This is a genomic window from Vibrio sp. OPT24 (assembly GCF_015163545.1).
GTDB lineage: Bacteria > Pseudomonadota > Gammaproteobacteria > Enterobacterales > Vibrionaceae > Vibrio > Vibrio cyclitrophicus.
On the sequence record NZ_JADDYI010000053.1, the window covers coordinates 505,388 to 526,949 of the forward strand.

Here is a 21,562-nt window from a genome sequence, read left to right on the forward strand (position 1 = left end):
GTCTTCTCTTTAGTTTTTATCAATCAGTTCAACATGCTTCATTTGCTCATCCAAGTTAAGTACCGTTAAAGCATTACTTACACTAGTTGCAATCACATCTACCACACCAGTTCTTAGTGCGCCTAATAGAGCGAGAGGTTTACTGTTCTCAGCTGCAATAGCAATAACTTCAGCAATTGGGCGAAATTCTTCCAAGGCCAAACCAATCACACGGTCACTCATTACTGTATTGGCAGCTTTGCCGTGTACATCGAAAAAGTCGTAACCCGCAAAGTCACCGACGACACCTTGTAACAACCTCGATTGAACGACTTCACCAGGTGTAAACCAACCTAAATCGACCATATAGCTGTTTTCACTCATATCACCAATACCCACTAATGCGACATCGGCTTTACGAGCTAGATCGAGTGTTTGCTTAACGGTGCTGTTCTCCATAAACGCGGTTTTTTGTGCTTTATTCTCTGCATAAGCGGGGGCGTATAAGGTTTCTGATGAACCGCCGTACTTCTTAGCCAACTGTCTGCATATATGGTCGGCGTTAAACATACCACCTCTCGGGTGAATACCGCCGATGCCACATACAAACTTACAGTCACGTGGCGTGATAACACCAGTATGGTGAGCAACCGACGATACGTTTCGGCCTTGGCCAACCGTCACCACCATGCCATTTTTCAATGTGCTGGTAAGATAATTAGACACCAAGCCTGCTACTTGAAGACGTTGTTGTTCTTCATTCGGCTGGTCTAACGCAACCAGAGCACGCTTCACACCAAAACGTTCAATCAAACGCTGTTCTATCTTGGCACTGAATACTGGGTGATATTTCACGGTTATCTCAACAATACCTTCATCTCTGGCTTGTTTGAGCATTCGACCAACCTTTGCACGAGAAATAGAGAACTTTTTGGAAATCTCTTCTTGAGTCGCGCCATCTTGATAATAAGCGACCGCGACTTCAGTGAGGAGATCAGTGTTTTCTTCGGAAACATCTTGGATATTCTTACTCATATACCACTCAACCAATATTTAACAATTATTTTACCTGCTTGGAGGACTAATGTTCGATGCTTAAGCATGTGATACACAAGTTTACACCCTGAGCATATGTAACAACAAGGAACATTTGTTCAGGGTGTTAACCAGGTTTTTAACGGTGACAAATTAACGCCATATTAGCTGTTAAACGTTTGCTTATAGTCCCCATGATTACTAGAGCGAAATATATTTGACTAAAGTCACCATACAGCACTATTTACCGTTGACTTTGGGGCTAGAACGGATAAATATGGCTACATCATTTACTCATCGAGCGATCAAATGTTCTGTGCAAATGTTCGTTCGGAGAAAAATTTAAATTAATGTAAGTTCGGCTCACTGGTACAACCATTGAGCGCTTCATTAGTTAGCTTGCAAATGCCCGCACCTCTCCCGTTAAAGGGGTGTTATGCGATACATAGGATGATCAAAATGAGCAATAAATTAGAGCAACTTCGTAAACTAACAACTGTTGTAGCTGACACTGGCGATATCGAAGCTATCAGTAAGTACACACCAGAAGACGCGACAACTAACCCATCTCTAATTCTTAAAGCTGCTCAAATTGCTGAGTATGCACCTCTAATCGATGCTTCTATCGAATACGCTAAAGCGCAAAGCGATGACAAAGCACAGCAAGTTCAAGACACTTGCGACATGCTTAACGTAAACATCGGTAAAGAAATCCTTAAAGTTGTACCTGGCCGTATTTCTACAGAAGTAGATGCTCGTCTTTCTTACGACATGGAAGGCAGCGTTGCTAAAGCTCGTCAACTTATCAAAATGTACAACGACGCTGGCATCACTAACGACCGTATCCTTATCAAACTGGCTTCTACTTGGGAAGGTATCCGTGCTGCTGAAATCCTAGAGAAAGAAGGCATCAACTGTAACCTAACGCTTCTATTCTCTTTCGCTCAAGCTCGTGCTTGTGCTGAAGCTGGCGTATTCCTAATCTCTCCTTTCGTTGGTCGCATCATGGACTGGTATAAAGCGAAAGAAGGTCGTGATTTCGAAGCTTCAGAAGATCCAGGTGTAATCTCTGTTTCAGACATCTACAACTACTACAAAGACCACGGTTACAAGACTGTTGTTATGGGCGCAAGCTTCCGTAACATCGGCGAGATCCTTGAACTTGCAGGCTGTGATCGTCTGACGATCGCTCCTCAACTTCTAGCAGACCTAGAAGCAGCAGAAGGCGAAGTAGTAGAGAAGCTAATCGACTCTAACGGTACTAAAGAGCGCCCTGCAGCGATGACTCACGCTGAGTTCCTATGGGATCACAACCAAGACCCAATGGCTGTTGAGAAGCTAGCTGAAGGCATCCGCAACTTCGCAGTTGACCAAGGCAAACTAGAAGACATGATTGCAGCTAAGCTGTAATCACTCTTACCAAATTCAAATAGGGGAACGTTCAGTTCCCCTACTTTTATCAATTTTGTTTTTCTTAATTTTTATTCGGAAGTTCTTATGAATCGCAAACATCTAGCTAACGCTATTCGTGCTCTAAGCATGGACGGCGTACAACAAGCAAACTCTGGTCACCCAGGCGCTCCTATGGGCATGGCTGACATCGCTGAAGTACTTTGGCGCTCTCACCTAAACCACAACCCAGCAAACCCAGAGTGGGCTGACCGCGACCGTTTTATCCTGTCTAACGGCCACGGCTCAATGCTGATTTACTCTCTGCTTCACCTAGCAGGTTACGAGCTTTCAATTGAAGATCTTAAGAACTTCCGTCAACTGCACTCTAAGACTCCAGGTCACCCAGAGTACGGCTACGCACCAGGTATCGAGACGACTACTGGCCCTCTAGGTCAAGGCATCACTAACGCTGTTGGTATGGCGATGGCTGAGAAAGCACTTGCGGCACAGTTCAACAAAGAAGGCCACGACATCGTAGACCACTACACTTATGCATTCATGGGTGATGGCTGTCTGATGGAAGGTATCTCTCACGAAGCATGTTCTCTAGCAGGTACGCTAGGTCTTGGTAAGTTGGTTGCTTTCTGGGATGACAACGGTATCTCTATCGATGGCGAAGTTGAAGGTTGGTTCTCTGACGATACACCTAAGCGTTTCGAAGCTTACGGCTGGCACGTAATCCCAGCCGTTGATGGCCACGATGCTGACGCTATCAACGCGGCTATCGAAGCAGCTAAAGCAGACCCTCGTCCAACTCTAATCTGTACTAAAACAGTGATTGGCTTTGGTTCTCCAAACAAAGCAGGTACGCACGACTGTCACGGTGCACCATTAGGCGCTGATGAAATCGCAGCAACTCGTAAGCAACTAGGTTGGGAGCACGGTCCTTTTGAAATTCCGTCGGAAGTTTACTCAGAGTGGGATGCGAAAGAAGCAGGCGCAGCTAAGGAAGCAGCGTGGAACGAGAAACTTGCAGCTTATGAAGCAGCATACCCTGAGTTGGCAGCTGAATTCAAACGCCGCGTAAACGGTGACCTTCCTGCTGAATGGGAAGAGAAAGCATCAGCAATCATCGCCGATCTTCAAGCTAACCCAGCAAACATCGCATCACGTAAAGCATCTCAAAATGCTCTAGAAGCGTTCGGTGCTATGCTACCTGAATTCATGGGCGGCTCTGCTGACCTTGCGCCTTCTAACCTGACTATGTGGTCTGGTTCTAAGTCTCTTGAAGCAAATGACTTCTCTGGTAACTACATCCACTACGGTGTACGTGAATTCGGTATGACGGCTATCATGAACGGTATCGCTCTGCATGGTGGTTTCGTACCCTACGGCGCAACGTTCCTAATGTTTATGGAATACGCTCGTAACGCAATGCGTATGGCTGCTCTGATGAAAACTCAGAACATCCAAGTTTACACTCATGACTCTATCGGTCTTGGCGAAGATGGTCCTACTCACCAACCGGTTGAGCAAATCGCTTCTCTACGTCTGACTCCAAACATGAGCACATGGCGTCCATGTGACCAAGTTGAGTCTGCTGTTGCTTGGAAACTGGCAATTGAGCGTAAAGATGGCCCTTCTGCACTTATCTTCTCTCGTCAAAACCTTGCACAGCAAGATCGTGACGCTGAGCAAGTGGCAAACATCGCTAAGGGTGGTTACATCCTGAAAGATTGCGAAGGCAAACCAGAGCTTATCCTGATCGCGACTGGTTCTGAAGTTGAGCTTGCTGTTGAAGCAGCAGCACAACTAACAGCTGAAGGTAAAGCAGTACGCGTAGTCTCTATGCCTGCAACTGACGCATTCGACAAGCAAGACGCTGAATACCGCGAGTCTGTACTTCCATCTGACGTAACTGCACGTATCGCTGTAGAAGCTGGCATCGCTGACTTCTGGTACAAGTACGTTGGTTTCGGTGGCAAGATCATCGGTATGACAACGTTTGGCGAATCTGCACCAGCAGGCGAGCTATTCAAGATGTTCGGTTTCACTACTGAAAACGTAGTAAACACAGCAAAAGAGCTTCTAGCTTAGTCTTGATTAAATTGTCTCACCCTTAAATGGGTTGATGCATACAGAAAGCCCCGCATGAAAATGCGGGGCTTTTTTGTATCAGTTGCCTGTTAGTCTTTGATTGTTAACAGTTCCTTTAGCTCACAAAAAAGCCCTGCTAATTTCGCAAGGCTTTCTCTTATTTCTTACTCGGCGTAAATCTAACCGCTATTTCTCTTCGAAACGCTTCGCCAATTGATAGAATTCATTCACTTGCTCTTTGAGTTCTTTCGAATGATCTTTGACTGAATGTGTCGCCACTAGGTTTTGCTCGGCGGTTGACGCGATAGACTGCATATGAAGGTTTACGTCACTAGATAGCTGACGTTGCTTATGTGCGGAACTTTCAACCGACTGCATTAACTCGTTCATCGATTGCATTAGGTTCTCAACTTCTGACAAGCGCTCTGCACTTACCTTTGCTACATCGCCACACGCATCCGTTTGTTCTCGGTTAGCCAAAATATCTTTCTGCCAACCTTCAATCGTCGCTAACATGGTATCAATGCTCTCTTTGATTTGAACCGTCGCCTTAGAAGTGCGACCCGATAACGCACGCACTTCATCAGCAACCACCGCAAAACCACGTCCTTGCTCGCCTGCTCTAGCCGCTTCGATCGCAGCGTTCAGTGCCAACAAGTTGGTTTGCTCGGCGATTCCGCCTATCTCTTCCATTATCTTGCTGACGCTTTGAGCTTGGTCGCTCAGTTGGTAAGTTGTTTGGGTGGCCTTCTCTGCCTGTGAAGCTAAGCTTTCTAAATTTTGATGAGTTTGATTAATGCTTTCTTTAGCACCCGCACAGGTTTGCAAAGTCACATCAACAATCTGATGCGCTTCTTCTGTACGAGAAGAGACCTCATTCGCCGTGACTTCAACTTCTTCAGTTGCTTCACGCACTTGTAAAATATCTTCCGTTTGTTGATCTAACGCTTCTGACACTTCAAATGAAGTCGTATTGAGATTATCAGCTAAGTCTTGCAATGGCTTCGCAGAATCCGTCATACGACCTAACACCGTTCTGATTCGCGCTGACAACAGCTTCAAATGGAAGTCGGCGATTGAATACTTACTATTACCTGAATAAACAAGACGACTGACACTATCAAACTTAGACTGAAGCTTCTTTAACTGTAACGGTGTATCAATGAGTTCTTGTCGGAAAAGCAGAGCCAATGCAGAAACAGGAAGCAAACTAAGAAACCATTGCGACATTTGCCCAACTTCGACTAGATTTGATACGAGAGGCGCAGCCAACGATCCCAATAACACGGCATAACGAACACTATCGCTGATCTGTAATGACCATTGGCGGCCAGACTTCTCAGCCTTCAATAAGCCTTGGTAGGCCTTATCTGCAATCTGCACCCACTCATTCTTAGGTTTAACACGAACAGACTGATAGCCACTCACCTTTCCATTATCGTAAATTGGCGTGACATAAGCATCGACCCAATAAAAGCCACCGGACTTCGTTTTGTTCTTTACGATTCCACGCCACGCTTTACCTTGTTTTAGGTTGATCCACATATCGGCAAATGCAGCTTTGGGCATATCACCATGCCTGACAACATTGTGGTTTTGTCCTAGGAGTTCTTGTTGGCTATATTCTGCTATACGACAAAAAGCATCATTACTGTAAGTAATCACACCTTTAAGATCGGTAGTTGAGACGAGTTGTTCGTTTTCGCTTAGAAGCGTTTCACGTGATTGAGAAAATGAGCTGACAGTCATTATATTAACTTTTGTTAATTATTATTTTAGGCGAGGAATATATACAATTATTAAAGTTATGACAAAATGTGAATATCACATTTTGCGTAAATGCCTGCTATTTATACAGATTTAAGCTAGATACTTCACAGAGTTCGAACTCACCCTACAAATTTAAAAAGCCAAATCACTCATCTAAATTGACAGCTGTACTGAATTTCACCGTTCTCATAGAAACAGACGTGTGAAACTTACGAATATTTAAATCTTTGCGCAATACACGCTCAACAAAATCTTCATAGGCTTGTATGTCTTTGACCGTCACAATCAACATGAAGTCAAAGCTGCCTGATATCTGATAACACTGCGTGACCTCTTCTGCCTTTGAAATAGAATGGCGAAAGATCTGGTAAATGTCCCCTCGGTCACGCTCCATTTCCACGGACACAACCAAAGTAATCTTACTGCCGGTCAGTTCTGGGTTGATGATAGACACATCACCAACTATAACGCCCTCTTCTCTCAGCCGTTTCACTCGCTTTAAGCAAGCAGGCGGTGACAATCCGACCAGTTCAGCCAATGTGAGGTTTGGAATTCGGTTGTTCTTCTGCAGTTCAACGAGAATATTCCTATCTATACGATCAATTACCATAATTTCTTAAACCAAGAATTTTTTGACTTATAATTTTTAATATTACGATAATTAAAAAATCCATAGCAACTTTAAAGTTCAATTTAGAAATTTTAATCACATCAATCACGGTAAGATCTTTTCATACTAAACAATCGAACTATGGTCGTAACGATGAAATCAACCTATCAATTTTTTAAAGAACTCCTTAAAGAGATTATCGATGTCACCTCGACTCTTTTCCGAATCATGATTCCAATTATCATCGTGATAAAGGTCATTGAAGAGCTCGGCGGCATCGTGATTCTTAGCGAATGGCTTAGCCCAATAATGGAAAGCGTCGGCTTACCAAAAGAGATGGGATTGGTATGGGCAACCACCATACTCACCAACATCTATGCGGGGCTCATTATTCTCATTAACTCAGATATTCCTCTCACTGTTGCTCAGGCTTCTGTATTAGGCAGCATGATGCTCCTCGCCCATTCACTGCCAATCGAAGGTGCGATAGCCAAAAAAGCAGGCGTCAGTTGGTTGGCGACGTTATCAGTCAGAGTCGGCGGCAGTTTGGTATTAGCATGGTTATTGAATCTCAGCTATCAATATGGCGACTTACTCAACTACCCCGCGACAGTGCTTTGGCAACCGGAAGTATCAACGGATACAAGTTACCTCACCTGGGCCTTGGATCAGCTTAAGAGTTTTGCGGTTATCTTCATGGTAATCTCAGCACTATTACTGCTACTCAAAATTTTAAAGCTTGTCGGAATTGAAAAACTGATGGCTGTAATGTTGAGACCATTCTTAAGACTGTTAGGGATCAGCAAAGACGCAACCAACCTAACGATTATCGGAATCACGCTTGGGCTTTCGTTTGGCGGTGGCTTATTGATCAACGAAGCCAAGAAAGGACATATCTCAGCTAGAGACGTGTTCACCGCGCTCATGCTGCTCAACTTGCTCCACAGTTTGATTGAAGATACGTTGTTGATCCTGCTCATTGGGGCTGACTTCTACACCATATTTTGGGGAAGATTAGTATTCTCAGTGCTTGTCGTTGCTTTGATCTCAAATGTCATCAAGCGCATTAACCCCAAAGTGTGTGAACGGTACTTCTATCGCGATGTCTCTCAATCATAGGTATTGTCACCAAATGACTAACTAGAATACAAACGAAAGAGCCTAACTCGGCTCTTTTTACTACTTATTCGTTTATTCCAAAAAAACTCTGTTGTTGCACGCTTTCCATCTAAAAATAATTTAACGACTAAAGTTACATTCATCTCTTATAATTTAATTCACTTCTAGATTTCCAAATGCACGAAAATAATTAAACAGTGATTATGACAAACCTCATATTTATTACCTTCTAGAGTAATAACGTTCATTTCAATGAATAGTACTAATAACCAAACTATCACCTATTTATTCATTAACTTTCATTAAATAACTGACAGAAGAATAATTAACCCATCTTATTTGATATTAACTCTTAATGTTGAAATCGGAACGAATAATTGTTTGTAAAAATTAACCATTTGATTGGTTAATTTTATAAATATATTTTGTTACATAATCAAAACTAATGGCTCTTATCACGATGTCTTCCAAAACAATGCCTTTAATAGTTCTACTTTATTGCTCACTGTCACAGGCTTCCACTATTGAGAACGATGAACTCTTGCTGAAATCATTGATTGGACGAGGCTTTATCTGCTCTGGCTTAACCTATGAGGACAATCAAGAAGCTTTGCGTGTTTATCTCAACGCTAAAAAAGTGAAGGGCACTCCGTTTGATTCAAAAAATAGAAAAGAGACAACTAATACAAAAGAAATAGAACGTATAAAAGAGATAGAAAATACGAAACATACCACAAACACACGTCAGTTAAATATAACACCACAAGAGTGTATTAGGCCAAACTCGGACAACAGATCCGAATAAGGCAAGTTGATACTGATATCGACATGGAAATATAAAAAGGAAATACAATGAAAATGATGAGAAAAACATTGTTGGCTTCAGCAATGCTTGCTCTATTTAGCGTCAGTAGTTATGCAAAGACACCTATTGATTTAGGCGTGGTTAATGAAGACAAGCTAATTGAAATGCTAATAAGACAAGGCTTAGTTGATCAAGACGCAACCGATGTAGCAAAACACGATGCGCTCGACCGTTATTTAAAGAATAAGATCAATTCTGGTTTTAAAGGTGATGCCCAATTCGGTAAAAAAGCGCTAGAACAACGAGCGAAGATACTGAAAGCCATCGAGAAAGGATCTGGTGTTAAAAAGGCGAGCGTCTTTGCTTTGGAAGTCGGCACCAAGCGTACAGATAAAGTACTCGCTCTACTGGTTGATTTTCCTGATTTAAACTGGGACGACAACAAACTGACTGAAGAACATACTCAGATGTTGTACGCGAGCTACAATCCAAATCATTATCAAGAATTGTTGTTTTCAAATTCTGGCTACATCGGACCTAATGGCGAGAACCTAATCTCAATGCGTCAATATTACCAAAGCGAATCAGGTGATAGTTACAGCGTTGCAGGTCAAGCGGTAGGTTGGTACCGCGCTTCTAAGCCTGCGTCATTCTATGGTGGCAACTCCCCTACCACCGACAACGACTTAAACGCACAGGAACTGGTTCGTGAAGCGCTTAATCAACTGGCGCAAGACGCAAGTATCAACCTTGCCGATTACGACATTGAAGATCGTTACGATTACGACGGTGACGGAAACTTCCGCGAACCCGATGGTGTGATAGATCATCTAATGGTGTTCCATGCATCGGTAGGCGAAGAAGCCGGTGGCGGCGTATTAGGCCCTGATGCAATTTGGTCTCACCGCTTTAATCTTGGCCAAGCTCATATTCTTAGTGGCACCTCAAGTTCCCTCCCTCACCGCTTTGGTGGTCAATACGCCGCGTTCGATTACACTATTCAGCCGATTGATGCTGCAGCCGGGGTTTGTGCTCACGAATACGGCCACGATTTAGGCTTACCTGATGAGTATGACACTCAATACACAGGCAAAGGTGAACCGGTTTCCTATTGGTCAATCATGTCTTCAGGCAGTTGGGCTGGTCAAATTGGTGGTACACAACCAACGGCATTCAGCTCTTGGGCAAAACACTTCCTACAAAAATCGATTGGCGGACGTTGGATTAACGACGACCAGATCTCAATTGATGACCTAGAAGACAACCCACAAGTTTATACGTTGTTCCAAACAACGGATAACAACCGTCCGAACATGATTAAGGTCGATCTTCCTGAAAAGCAAATTGAAAGTCTGAAACCCTTTGAGGGAGAGTATTCGTTCCACTCTCAAAAAGGCGATGACCTGAAAAATAACATGACTCGCAAGTTGGTGATTCCAGCGGGTGAATCTGCGCTGCTGTCTTTCAAAACTTGGTACGAGATTGAAAAAGACTACGACTTTGCGCGGGTACTCGTGAATGGACAAGCCATCGCAGGCAACATCACCTCAATGGATGACCCATACAATACTGGCCTCGTTCCTGCTATTGGGGGCGAATCTGGCGGGTGGATTGACGCTGAGTTTGACGTTTCACAATGGGTAGGCCAAGAAGTAGAACTGTCATTCGAGTACATCACCGATGGTGGCTTGGCGATGGAAGGCTTCTATCTGGATAACCTCAGTGTTGTCGTTGATGGTGAAGTCACCTCAATAGACGATGGTGAAAGCAACTCCACCTTCGCCCTAAATGGCTACAAGCTGAGTAATGGATTCCACCAAGCGCAACACTACTACCTGCTGCAATGGCGTAGCCACATGGACGTTGATGAAGGTCTAGCCAACATCAAACGCATGGGTCAACTGATCTCATTCGAACCGGGCCTCATTATTTGGTACGTCGATGAAGCTCTCACCGATAACTGGGTAGGCAAACACCCAGGCGAAGGTTGGCTAGGTGTGGTGGATGCAGATCAAAATGCCATGGCATGGGCGAATTCAGGAGAAGTCGCTCAAACTCGATTCCAAGTGCGTGATGCTGCATTCTCACTGAGTGATCAAGCACCAATGCGCCTCGTCAATGGAGATAACGACGTACTAGAAGACACCAACTTAGTTGGAACTGCCAACTTCTCAGATACTGAAGACTACGCATCACCTCAAGCACCAGACTCAGGGCGTAAGTTAACAGAGTTTGGCCTTGAAATTGAAATACTCAACCAAGGTGAAAACAACGAATATGGTGTGGTGCGTTTATCTAAAGTAAACCAACACAACGTCGCCCCTACTGCAAACTTCGAGGTCGATGTTACTGGCCGGAACGTTTCTGCACGTAACTTCAGTTCTGATCAAGACGGTGAAATCACCAATTATCTATGGGACTTTGGAAACAGTACAACAAGCAACGAAGTGACACCAACTTGGTCTTACGAGCAAGCCGGTGAATACACGGTAAGCTTGACCGTTGTCGACGACAAAGGCGCTACCGATTCGTTTAGCTCATTAGTGGTTGTTGAGTCTCCAAATGCTCTTCCAGAAGCGAGAGCGAAGTACATACACTTGGGGCGTTGGGTAACCATGTGGTCTACAAGTTCAGACAGCGATGGTCGTATTGTTGATACCAAGTGGACACTTCCAAACGGAAAGGTGAAACGTGGTCGCACATTCACGTCAATCTTCCCTTCATACGGAAAGCACGAGGTGACACTGAAGATAATCGATGACCAAGGTGGGATTACGACTAAGACAATTTTAGTCGACCTGTAAATCACAGCAGGTTTTTAAACCCAATAATAGCGATGTGGACTCTACCATATCGACTTGAAAGCAAACTTAAGTACTGTTGTCACAGGAGATAAGCCACGACAGCAGTTTTAAGAAAACGTGATTATTTAAGCCGTAAGCAAAGCCCTACCAAATGGTAGGGCTTTTTATTAGTCTGTATTTCAATCTAACAAGATTCGTACTACCTATAATAAGCTTGAATTAATTGGAGGCTTGGAGGCTTGGAGGCTCAGAAAATCATCATACTGGCTGTTTTTGAACACGCGATTTACGCGCGCTAAAAGCGAACAGCAAGATCACAGCTAATACGAAGGGTAATACGTAGATATTAAGGTTCTGCCACCCTGCTGTTGATTCTAGCCAACCAGAAAGCATCGCTGTGATAGTCACACAACCAAAGACAACAAATTCATTGAATGCTTGAGCCTTGGCTTTGTTTTGCAATTGGTAAGACTGACTAAACAAGCCTGTTGCCGCGATAAACATGAAGTTCCAACCTACACCTAGCACGACCAAGGCCGCTCTGAAGTGCCAGATAGATTCGCCATGAATGTTAATCGCAATACAGACAACGAACAGAATCCCGCCCGCCAAGATCATCATTCTTGAGCCAAACTTCTCGATAAGCGATCCGGTAAAGAATGCAGGTACAAACATCCCCAGAACATGCCACTCAATCACGCCAGCCGCCTTGGTAAAATCAAAACCACAGCCAATCATTGCCAACGGTGTTGCTGTCATTAGGATATTCATCACCGCATAAGCGACCATTGCAGCAAAAACTGCTCCAATAAAGTTCGGTGCTTTAACGATCACACCTAAAGGATCAGCTTTGGGAGCCTGACTATTAAAAGAGACTCTTGGAAATTGAATGGTTTGTAAGATAAGCAACGCAAGAATGTTCAATCCAATCAACGAAGCAAAAGCACCAATATACAAGCCATCTTGCGACCATTGTTGCGACATAATCGCCAAGTTAGGCCCTAACACGGCAGCAAGAACGCCACCAGCCATTGATATAGAAATCGCACGATGGCGAGCATTTTCATCGCACACTTCGATAGCAGCGAAACGATAAAGCGTGCCAAAACCTATACCTATCCCAAGCAAAAATGTAGCGAAGCAAAACAGATAAAAGTGTTGTTGAGATAACGCGTAAGTTGCAAGACTTGCCCCTGTAATACCGACTACGTTGCCAATACTAAACCCTCGTTTTCGTCCTAACTTACCTGAAATTAAAGACGCGGGAATAGTGGCCGCCATTAAACCTAAAAACTGTAAAGCAACGGGTAAAGTAATCATGCTGACACTAGGGGCGATCTGTTTACCTATCAAACCAATCACCGAAATCAGTAATATATTACCCGTCATCAATAAGGCCTGACACAGTGATAGCAGCCAAACGTTTCTATTCATCTTCATTCCCAAATACGATCGTAGTCGGCCAATAAACCAAACATTCAACAAAGTCGCAACACTTTGTTACTCAATAAATAGATTAACGTCCGTATCCAGCCAAAAACACATATCGTTCGCTTTACACTAGCTTGCTTTGATTTCCATAGAAGTGTCTTTTTGAGGTTGAAATTATCATTACTTAATAGAATAATAATTTTTCGTTATTCATGTTGATTTTAATTTTGCTATTCACAGGTTTGGGGATTTGGAAATGAGTATGATTAATCCGCTTTGGCTAAACACGTTTAAGACTCTGGTTGAAGTAGGTCATTTTACCCAAACGGCCGAAAAGCTGTATATGACGCAGCCCGGAGTTAGCCAACATATCAAAAAGCTAGAGCAAGTGTGTGATTGTGACCTTTTATCGAGGGAAAATAAGAGCTTCGAACTTACCGAGCAAGGTCGCATTATGTATCGCTATGCTCTCAAACTGGAAAAAGACCAAGAAGATCTTTTCGAGTCTTTGAATTTTGATAACCCTTATTCAGGGCAATGCAACCTTTCGTGCTCTGGCTCTTTATCTCTGCGCCTTTATCCAAAGCTTCTTGAATTGCAGCAACAGCATAGAGAATTAAGCATTAACCTAGAAGCAGCTCCCAACAAGAAAATATTAAATGACTTACTTGAGGGCACGACAGATATCGGCATCGTGAGACATTCTCCAAACGACAGTTATTATCAAAGCCAAGTCATCGGTAAAGAAGCGTTGTGTTTAATCGTCCATCAAAGCCATGCAGGTTTAGAGATAACACCAAAAGTGTTGGATGACATTGGATTAATTGCGCACCCAGACTCTGCCCATTATCTGTCTTTGTATTTCGACTTATGCGGAGACAAAGATTTGGCGAATATCAACATCAACGAAATACCAAAGTCTGGCTACATCAATCAACTTCATCAAATATTGCTACCAGTATCAAAAGGATTAGGCTTTACGGTACTGCCCGCCGGTGCTGTTGAACACTTCCCAGGCAGAGATAAGCTGTACGTTGTACCACCAAAGGTAAAGGTAGAAGAAACGCTGTATTTGGTTCAGAAGAGGAACCGAAAACTGCCACACAGATACGATACTGTCATTGATCTAATCAAACAAAATGTCCGTGATTAGGTGTGTTTGCCGATTTGATTAGACCCTTTTACCGTATTGTAGCTGTTTACTGCATTTAATCTTTAACTGCATTTGACCTTTAGCTTCATCGGTTCCTCCAACATTATTGGCCCCTAAACTAAAACAGTTAAAAGGGCCAATTTTTTGAGTACTGATGTGATTTAACACAAATTATGTGATTATTGAAAAGTTCGGATTACGTCAGTCGCCCGCTCGAAATCATACCCATCCAGCGCACGTTGCACCTCTTTAAGCTCGGCAGAACTTGGATACAAAACAAGTAACTCAGACACATATTGCGCAGCTTCGTTGTCGTAGGCTTCAAGTAGACTGAGCAACTTCACTCTTTGCTTCTCTGTCACCGTTGACGACAAAGCTCCTAGATTAACCGCTTCAACTACTTGTGATTTATCAAATTGACTTTCAATAGCCTTAATGAGCTCGAGCAAACCATGTTTACCTTCTTGAAGATCAAACTCATGACACTCCTTCGCATGGGCTTTCGCCTCTAAATCACTTAGCAAGCCTGCTAAACGTACTCCACCAATCGATGCTGCCATACTTTTCAAGGTATGTAGGCTACGCTCTAAATTCACCCATTCACCTTTCTCATGACTCTCAAAGGCCTCTGCCATGATCTTTGGTGCACTATTGTCGAACTTTCTAAGCAGCTTATCTTGGAGTTCAACGTCGGATTGAGTGAGTTGATCAAAGCGCTGTTTTGAGAATACAGGAGATTCTTCAGAGTTCTCATCAATGGAATGGTCATCGTTCTCCGCTGAGCTCACCACTTGATCCGTTAAAGGTGCAGCTTTTCCTTCGACCATAACCTCAGGCACAATGTACTTAATAAGCAAAGAGCTCGCTTCATCAATGATTATCGGCTTATCTAGGAAATCTGTTACCCCTGCGTCTCTTGCTCTCTGTTTTGCATCAGCGAACACATTAGCCGACATCGCAATGATAGGAACTTGCATGTCAAACTCTCGAATTTTCCGTGTCGCTTCAAAGCCATCCATAACTGGCATTTGAAGATCCATTAAAATGACTTCGTAATCATTATTTTTGGCTAGTGAAACGGCCTCTTGACCATTTTCGGCCAAATCTGCGTTTAGCTTGAAACGATCCAAGAACGCCAATGCCAAGTCTTGATTCAGTTCATTATCTTCAACCAAAAGTACCCTTTGCCCTTTAAATTCAACATGGTAATCAAATTTTAATTCTTGGGACTTAAATTGCTCAAGTTCTTGTGCATTCGATTTAAGTAACGTGATAGGGAAAGAGAATTCACTGCCGTTACCCAACACGCTCTCGACTGAAATTTTACTGCCCATAGCATGCACGAGTTTCTGACTAATATTCAAACCTAAACCAGTACCACCAAATTTTCGGGTCGTGGTGCTGTCAGCTTGACTAAATGCTTGAAAGAGCTTGTGTCGATTCTCTTCTGATATCCCGATTCCCGAATCGGATACACTGATCTTCATACTCACGCTGTGATCGTTAGACTCCAGTAGAACAGCGGTTAATGTCACATGTCCAAACTCTGTGAATTTAATGGCATTACCAATAAGGTTAAGAATGACTTGAAAGAGCCTTAACGGGTCGCCGAGCATTGGACTGTTTAACTCTGGGTCAACAGACATCGATAGGTTAAGTTGCTTTTCTGACGCCTTAGACTCCATCAGTTCTATGACATCTTTAAAGGTCACCATAGGGTTAAATGGGATGCTATCAATGAATAGCTGCCCCGCTTCTATTTTAGAAAAATCGAGGATATCGTTAATGATACTTAACAGTGAATGTCCTGAACGATGCACTTTCTCGATATAATTTCGAGCAACAGGATTAGATATTTCGCCAATAGCCAAATAAGACAAACCGATAATCGCATTCATCGGTGTTCTGATCTCATGGCTCATGTTAGCTAAGAAATCAGATTTAGCTTGGCTAGCCAGATCGGCTCTCTCTTTCTCTTCTTCAAGTTGCTCATTTAGGCGCTTCATTTCAGAGATATCAAAAGCCCAAAATAGAGTCGCGACTTCCCCATCAAGTTCAAATAGGTAATAGCTCACAAGCGCGACAAAGCGGCCTCCATCAAACTTTCTCAGCACTAACTCCCGGTTGACTACTTTACCGTTAAGATCTAGCTCTTTGTCAAACGCATCACGATCAGACAAAGAGTCATAAACAACTTCAACATCGATAGAAGAGAGTTCTTTTCGTCCCACCCCAAATAGGCGTTTGGCCGTATCATTTGCATAACGCACTTGGTCATCAACAATGACACTCGCCGCGATAGGCGAAGTATTCAGGATGTTGTATAGTTGATCTTGTGCTTTGCGAAGTGCTTCGGTCGCGTTATTGGCAATAGTGATTTGTTTGGATAGCTTTCTATTCCAAAATACAATCAGCAACACTATCACGATCGAGAATACCGATATGGTATAAACCAGTTGGTAATCAATTTTTTCAATCGCTTTAGGTGCCGCCCATTTAGCTGATATTTTTTGATGATCTTCAGCCGATATATTTTCAATCGCTTTATTCATAATTGACAACAATAACGGCTCAGACTTTATGACATGAAATGTTGGTGACAAGAAAAAATCTAATCGCCCAATGATCCCAATACCTCGGTAACCAAACGAATCGATCAAGTAATTAAGCACGTCGACAGTGTCAATAATTCCATCGAGCTCACCAGACTCAACTCGCTCCAACCCTTTTCTCGTAAAATCGACAAGCTCCCATTCAATATTTGGGTAACTTTCCACAATAGCTTCAGTATTGGCACCATTTGCTAATATTCCAAGCTTCCATCCATAAGCTTCTTCCAGCACAAGACTATTAATATCTCGGTGTGAAGCTATAGCAAGACGGCTAGAAAATAGCGCTTTTGCTGGTTTTACATTTTCACCTAACGAGCGGTTCTCGACAGCAGCAGACACTAGATGAACCTGACGGTGATCAACAAGTCTGCGAGTTTCTTGCCAGTTTTCAACATCAACATGACTCAATCGTAACCCAGTTTTTTGTTCAATTAACGTCAGGTAATCATCAATCATTCCAATATATTCATCCTTACTAGACAAGGCTTCATAAGGTAATGAATTGGGGTCGATACCTACTTTTAGTTCGGGATGGTTCTTGATCCATTGACGCTCTTTTTGGCTGAGATTTAGAAGCTCACCAGTCAAGTTGTTTGATTGATAGACACCGGCGATATAACGCTGTGCTCCTTCTCCAAACGATTCAAATTGTTCAATGGAAGGGAAATATACATAATTTCTTTCGACGGAACTAACATCAAAGTAAAACGTCATGAACCCTGCATTAACACTTCCTGTTTGCGTTTTATAGCCAGCGCCTTTAGTCACAGATGATAATTTGGAGGTGTTTTTTTTGTTCAGTGAGGAATCGAGATCTTCGCCTAAATACCAAGACTCAATAGGCCTTTTGTTGTTATCTGCTTGTGCGGAAATCACTCTAAAAGTATGCTCAGCATCGAATATATCGAAGATCCTAGGGAGCTCTTCAAAGCGGTCATTCACAATAAAATAAGCCGATATTTGAGCAATGATGTCGGCCTTCCTAAGTACTGGAGTAAGATCATTCCTAACTTGAGTTTCAAGTATCTGCTCAAACTCGTCATTAGTTTGCTTTAGATGTTTAATCGCTTCATTGAAACTGTCTCTTAGCTTAGCTGATCTAAAATCCACATAAATCGGATAGTTGACTTTAAAATCTTCATGTAGTTCGATTTCACGCATCTCAATGAAACGGGTATTCATGACAAACCACCTCAGCACCCGTTTCTCAACCATTAATAGATCGACGTTTTGTGCACGTAGCTGAGAAAATGCAGATTCTAGGCTGTCGATATCCTCAAGGCTACCGATACTGACTTTGTTTCTCAGTATCTCAACGGAGTTTTTTATTGGCGAAGTATCATCAAATAGCAAAGCACCCAGCGATAAATTTTCGGCAGAGTTGAGGTTCAAGTTGCGCCTTTTTAGCGAAATAGGTACAAACTCAACATCCATGATTTTATCACTCAAAAAATGTACTGAAGCCCCATCAGCCTGTATTCCTGAAACAAACGATATCGAACTATTATTATCAATAGCCTGGTTGGCTGCGCTACGAGGAAGAGTGACAACGTCACCAAGTCGATATCCCATATTGTTGAGCGCGCGCTGCATAATGTCATGCTCAATCCCTACAGATGTACTTTCTGGGTACATGTAAGGAGGGTTACCAAATCCAAACACACCTTTTACTGGAGTGCGATAGGGCGAACCTTTTAACCAGTGCGATAAAATCCGGTTTTTCTTCCCAATATCAAATGTTGCGATTTGTTGGTTTAACAAAGCAAGCAGTTTGGCGTCCCTAGTTCGAACAACCATTGAAGCTTCTATGTATTTCCAGCGTTCGAGAACGTAATTAACCGCTAAACTGTATACGCCGCTCTTGTGAGCGAGATCTAGCGTAGTGACTGGCTCAGCAAGCATGCCATCGACTGAGCCTTCTTCCAGAGCACGAATAGCATCAATAGCAGTATCAAATTGAACTCTTTCGATCGAGCTGAGTTGTACTCCTGACTTTTCTAGATCGATACTATTTCGCACCATGGCGATACGACGCTTATCAGATTGCTCGATGTTATTATTAGTAGGATCGTCGGTAGGGAGAATCACCGCGATTTGGTAGGGAATATAAGGGCTAGTAGCGAGAAATCGACCACCTTCGCTTGGGTCGAATTGCTGGAAAGGAAAAACATCGCCACGCCCATCAAGTAGGACCTGCTTTGCTTCGGAATGAGAGTTCACACTTATAAAGTTCGTTTCAATTCCATAATTGAGTTCAAACTCTTTCGCCCAATCTCGAATAATACCGGATACCTCACCTTCATCATCGATAAATGAATAAGGATAATGACTGGAAAGCGCGATAAAGGTCACTGTTGGTTTGCTTTCTAACCACTGGGTTAAATCATCTTCACTGACGCTTTCAGCATAAGCATGTGGTAAACCAACGATCAGAAGCGATAAGCTTGAAATGAGAATAAAACACTGATTAATCCATATAATAAAGCGCTTATTCATCTTTGAACTTCTCTTTAATCGCTAGTATCTCGGGCAAGTTGACGAGAAACAAATCGACTATTGTCGGGTCAAAGTGTTTGCCTTTCTGCTCCGTAATTAGAGCAAGCGCCTCTTCAACACTCCACGCTTTTTTGTAAGGTCTTTCAGCCGTCAGAGCATCAAACACGTCAGCAACAGCCGCAATCCGACCAACTAAAGGAATAGCTTCACCCGCGATCTGATTTGGATAACCGCTGCCATCCCATTTTTCATGGTGATACTGCGCCACTTGGGTTGCCATTCGCATCAACTTTGAATCGCTTTGTCTACCTAGTATCTCAACACCATACTCAACGTGCTTTTGCATGGTAGCCCATTCATCAGCATCCAACTTACCGGGCTTCAATAACACACTATCAGGAATGCCGATTTTCCCAATATCATGCATCGGCGCCGCATCACGGAGAGTCTCTGCATCTTCGTCTGTCATGCCTAAGGCTTTAGCTAATACTTCACAATAATGACTCATGCGCATGACGTGCATACCAGTTTCATTATCTTTAAATTCAGCCGCTCTACCCAATATGTTCAGGGTTTCTAGCTTACCGAGATTGATCTCTTGAGTTTTCTCTTTTACCTGACTAAACAACGCGCGTTGTTGGTCATAAAGTGTAATGTGAGTTTTGACACGTTGAAGTGCAATAGCTGGTGTGATGGGTTTGGTAAGGTAATCTACAGCCCCCAAAGCCAATCCTTTTACCTCCGCTTCGGGCCCAATTTTAGCGGTCACGAATATGATAGGAATATGGGCAGTATTCGGTTGTGATTTTAACTGTTGGCACACCTCATATCCGTCAATATCAGGCATCATAATATCAAGAAGAATGAGATCGGGTTGCGGTACCATTTTCGCAATTTTAATACCAATGGTACCGTTAATTGCTACTTTGACTTGATAGATATCTTTGAGTATTGCAGTTAACACATCCAAATTACTTGGGGTGTCATCTACGACTAACACTATAGGTTTCCGACTCATTGATACCTCGTATAAAAATCAAACAGTTATAACCATAGTGTAGATGGCTTTTCACACCTCTCAACACGAAAATGACAAATGTTTGTTAAAAATGAAGGATAGATCTTCGACTAACATCAAACTAGCGATGAGTAGGTCTTGATGTCAAAAACTCGACTGGATTTATTATGCAACTTACAGCGTAACACTCTGATACTCTCAAAGTATATGGTTAAACATATCTTGGTACTGAGGAGTGTGTTAATGGGTCTAACACCGTACCACGCACTGTAAAGGATCAACCTGGGTCACTTTATCAACAGTCGCAAGAAGCTCATCTTAGAAGATGACGAAGTTACAAGGCGTTAAAATTACAAGAAGCTTAAATTGTAAGAAGATAAAGCAGCAAACGCGCAAAGAAGCTTGGAGAATAAAAAAGAGCTCCTCATATGGGAGCTCTTTTCCTTTTTGTATCTAGGAACTAATAGGCCTAACGACCAGAGTAATACATACAGATTCGAACACCATCGAACTCACGAATCTCAAATGGGATCTCGTAAATCGACTCCATCACTGATTTTTCAACCACTTCCGCAACCTTACCTGACTTAACCACTTTTCCTTTCTTCATCGCGACAATGTTATCTGAATAGCAAGACGCGAAGTTGATGTCGTGAATCACGATCACTACTGCTTTATTGAACTCATGCGCTAAACGACGCAACGTCTGCATGATTTCAACAGAGTGTTTAATATCAAGATTGTTCAGTGGTTCATCTAGGAACACATAATCCGTATCTTGTGCCACAACCATCGCGATAAACGCCATTTGACGCTGACCACCACTCAACTCATCAAGGTATTTGTTTTGGATATCGGTAATGCCAAGGTGTTCGAGCGCTGTATCGACGATCTTATGATCTTCGTCTTTCAAGCGACCTTGGGAATGCGGAAAACGCCCAAAACAGACCAACTCACGAATCGTAAATCGCATATTGATGTTGTTTGATTGTCTTAACACGGCAAGGTGCTTCGCTAGCTCTTTGGTATCCCACTCAGCCAGTAACTTATCGCCAATAACCACTTCACCCGCGTCACTGTCTGTTAAGCGACTCGCCATTGAAAGCAGCGTACTTTTACCCGCACCATTTGGGCCAATGATAGAAGTTACTTCGCCTTTCGGGAACATGGCACTGGCATCATCCACCACAAGTGTCTTGCCATACTTCTTACTTAAACCTGTTAATTTAATCACTACTTAC

Annotated in this window: 13 protein-coding genes; 6 read left to right on the top strand and 7 right to left on the bottom strand. The window is 42.9% G+C overall.

Annotated elements, in window-relative coordinates; translation table 11 throughout:
• Nucleotides 1-9: 9 nt before the first annotated feature.
• Nucleotides 10-1,014 (bottom strand): sugar-binding transcriptional regulator, encoded by a 1,005-nt coding sequence (locus IQO02_RS15975; RefSeq protein ID WP_010430443.1) that lies wholly within the window; start codon nucleotides 1,012-1,014, stop codon nucleotides 10-12.
• A 459-nt stretch (nucleotides 1,015-1,473) separates the two neighbouring features.
• Between IQO02_RS15975 and tal the strand changes: the two genes are divergently transcribed.
• A complete protein-coding gene (gene tal / locus IQO02_RS15980; protein WP_010430444.1) occupies nucleotides 1,474-2,424 on the top strand; it encodes a transaldolase in 951 nt (316 codons plus the stop codon).
• A gap of 87 nt (nucleotides 2,425-2,511) precedes the next feature.
• A complete protein-coding gene (gene tkt, locus IQO02_RS15985; RefSeq protein ID WP_010430445.1) occupies nucleotides 2,512-4,503 on the top strand; it encodes a transketolase in 1,992 nt (663 codons plus the stop codon).
• Between the two features lie 186 nt (nucleotides 4,504-4,689).
• On the opposite strand, the gene IQO02_RS15990 is transcribed toward tkt, so the two are convergent.
• Nucleotides 4,690-6,252, bottom strand: a complete 1,563-nt coding sequence (locus IQO02_RS15990; RefSeq protein ID WP_016768318.1) for a methyl-accepting chemotaxis protein — start codon at nucleotides 6,250-6,252, stop codon at nucleotides 4,690-4,692.
• A gap of 166 nt (nucleotides 6,253-6,418) precedes the next feature.
• Nucleotides 6,419-6,883, bottom strand: a complete 465-nt coding sequence (locus IQO02_RS15995; protein ID WP_016768317.1) for an Lrp/AsnC family transcriptional regulator — start codon at nucleotides 6,881-6,883, stop codon at nucleotides 6,419-6,421.
• A gap of 153 nt (nucleotides 6,884-7,036) precedes the next feature.
• Here IQO02_RS15995 and IQO02_RS16000 point away from each other — a divergent pair, with 153 nt between their 5' ends.
• The 3 genes from IQO02_RS16000 to IQO02_RS16010 all read left to right on the top strand — a co-directional run bounded on the left by IQO02_RS16000 (nucleotide 7,037) and on the right by IQO02_RS16010 (nucleotide 11,611).
• The gene (locus IQO02_RS16000) at nucleotides 7,037-8,002 is read left to right on the top strand and encodes a hypothetical protein (protein WP_010430449.1); all 966 of its coding nucleotides are present in this window, start codon (nucleotides 7,037-7,039) and stop codon (nucleotides 8,000-8,002) included.
• A gap of 460 nt (nucleotides 8,003-8,462) precedes the next feature.
• Complete coding sequence (locus IQO02_RS16005) at nucleotides 8,463-8,807, top strand: hypothetical protein (protein ID WP_016799299.1); 345 nt, start codon at nucleotides 8,463-8,465, stop codon at nucleotides 8,805-8,807.
• Nucleotides 8,808-8,854: 47 nt separating this feature from the next.
• Nucleotides 8,855-11,611 carry an immune inhibitor A domain-containing protein gene (locus tag IQO02_RS16010; RefSeq protein WP_016792676.1) on the top strand — a complete coding sequence of 919 codons (2,757 nt, stop codon included), beginning with the start codon at nucleotides 8,855-8,857 and terminating at the stop codon, nucleotides 11,609-11,611.
• 258 nt (nucleotides 11,612-11,869) lie between these two features.
• Here IQO02_RS16010 and IQO02_RS16015 read toward each other — a convergent pair whose 3' ends face one another.
• Complete coding sequence (locus tag IQO02_RS16015; RefSeq protein WP_016792675.1) at nucleotides 11,870-13,045, bottom strand: MFS transporter; 1,176 nt, start codon at nucleotides 13,043-13,045, stop codon at nucleotides 11,870-11,872.
• 259 nt (nucleotides 13,046-13,304) lie between these two features.
• On the opposite strand from IQO02_RS16015, the gene IQO02_RS16020 reads away from it, so the two are divergent.
• A complete protein-coding gene (locus tag IQO02_RS16020; RefSeq protein WP_016768313.1) occupies nucleotides 13,305-14,195 on the top strand; it encodes a LysR family transcriptional regulator in 891 nt (296 codons plus the stop codon).
• Nucleotides 14,196-14,374: 179 nt separating this feature from the next.
• Here IQO02_RS16020 and IQO02_RS16025 read toward each other — a convergent pair whose 3' ends face one another.
• The 3 genes from IQO02_RS16025 to IQO02_RS16035 all read right to left on the bottom strand — a co-directional run bounded on the left by IQO02_RS16025 (nucleotide 14,375) and on the right by IQO02_RS16035 (nucleotide 21,555).
• Nucleotides 14,375-19,303 carry an ATP-binding protein gene (locus IQO02_RS16025; protein ID WP_102282430.1) on the bottom strand — a complete coding sequence of 1,643 codons (4,929 nt, stop codon included), beginning with the start codon at nucleotides 19,301-19,303 and terminating at the stop codon, nucleotides 14,375-14,377.
• Entirely contained in the window at nucleotides 19,296-20,321 is a 1,026-nt protein-coding gene (locus tag IQO02_RS16030; RefSeq protein WP_010430468.1) for an HD-GYP domain-containing protein, read from the bottom strand. The genes IQO02_RS16025 and IQO02_RS16030 overlap by 8 nt, the downstream gene beginning before the upstream one ends.
• Before the next feature lie 469 nt (nucleotides 20,322-20,790).
• The gene (locus IQO02_RS16035; protein WP_010430471.1) at nucleotides 20,791-21,555 is read right to left on the bottom strand and encodes an ABC transporter ATP-binding protein; all 765 of its coding nucleotides are present in this window, start codon (nucleotides 21,553-21,555) and stop codon (nucleotides 20,791-20,793) included.
• Nucleotides 21,556-21,562: the final 7 nt, after the last annotated feature.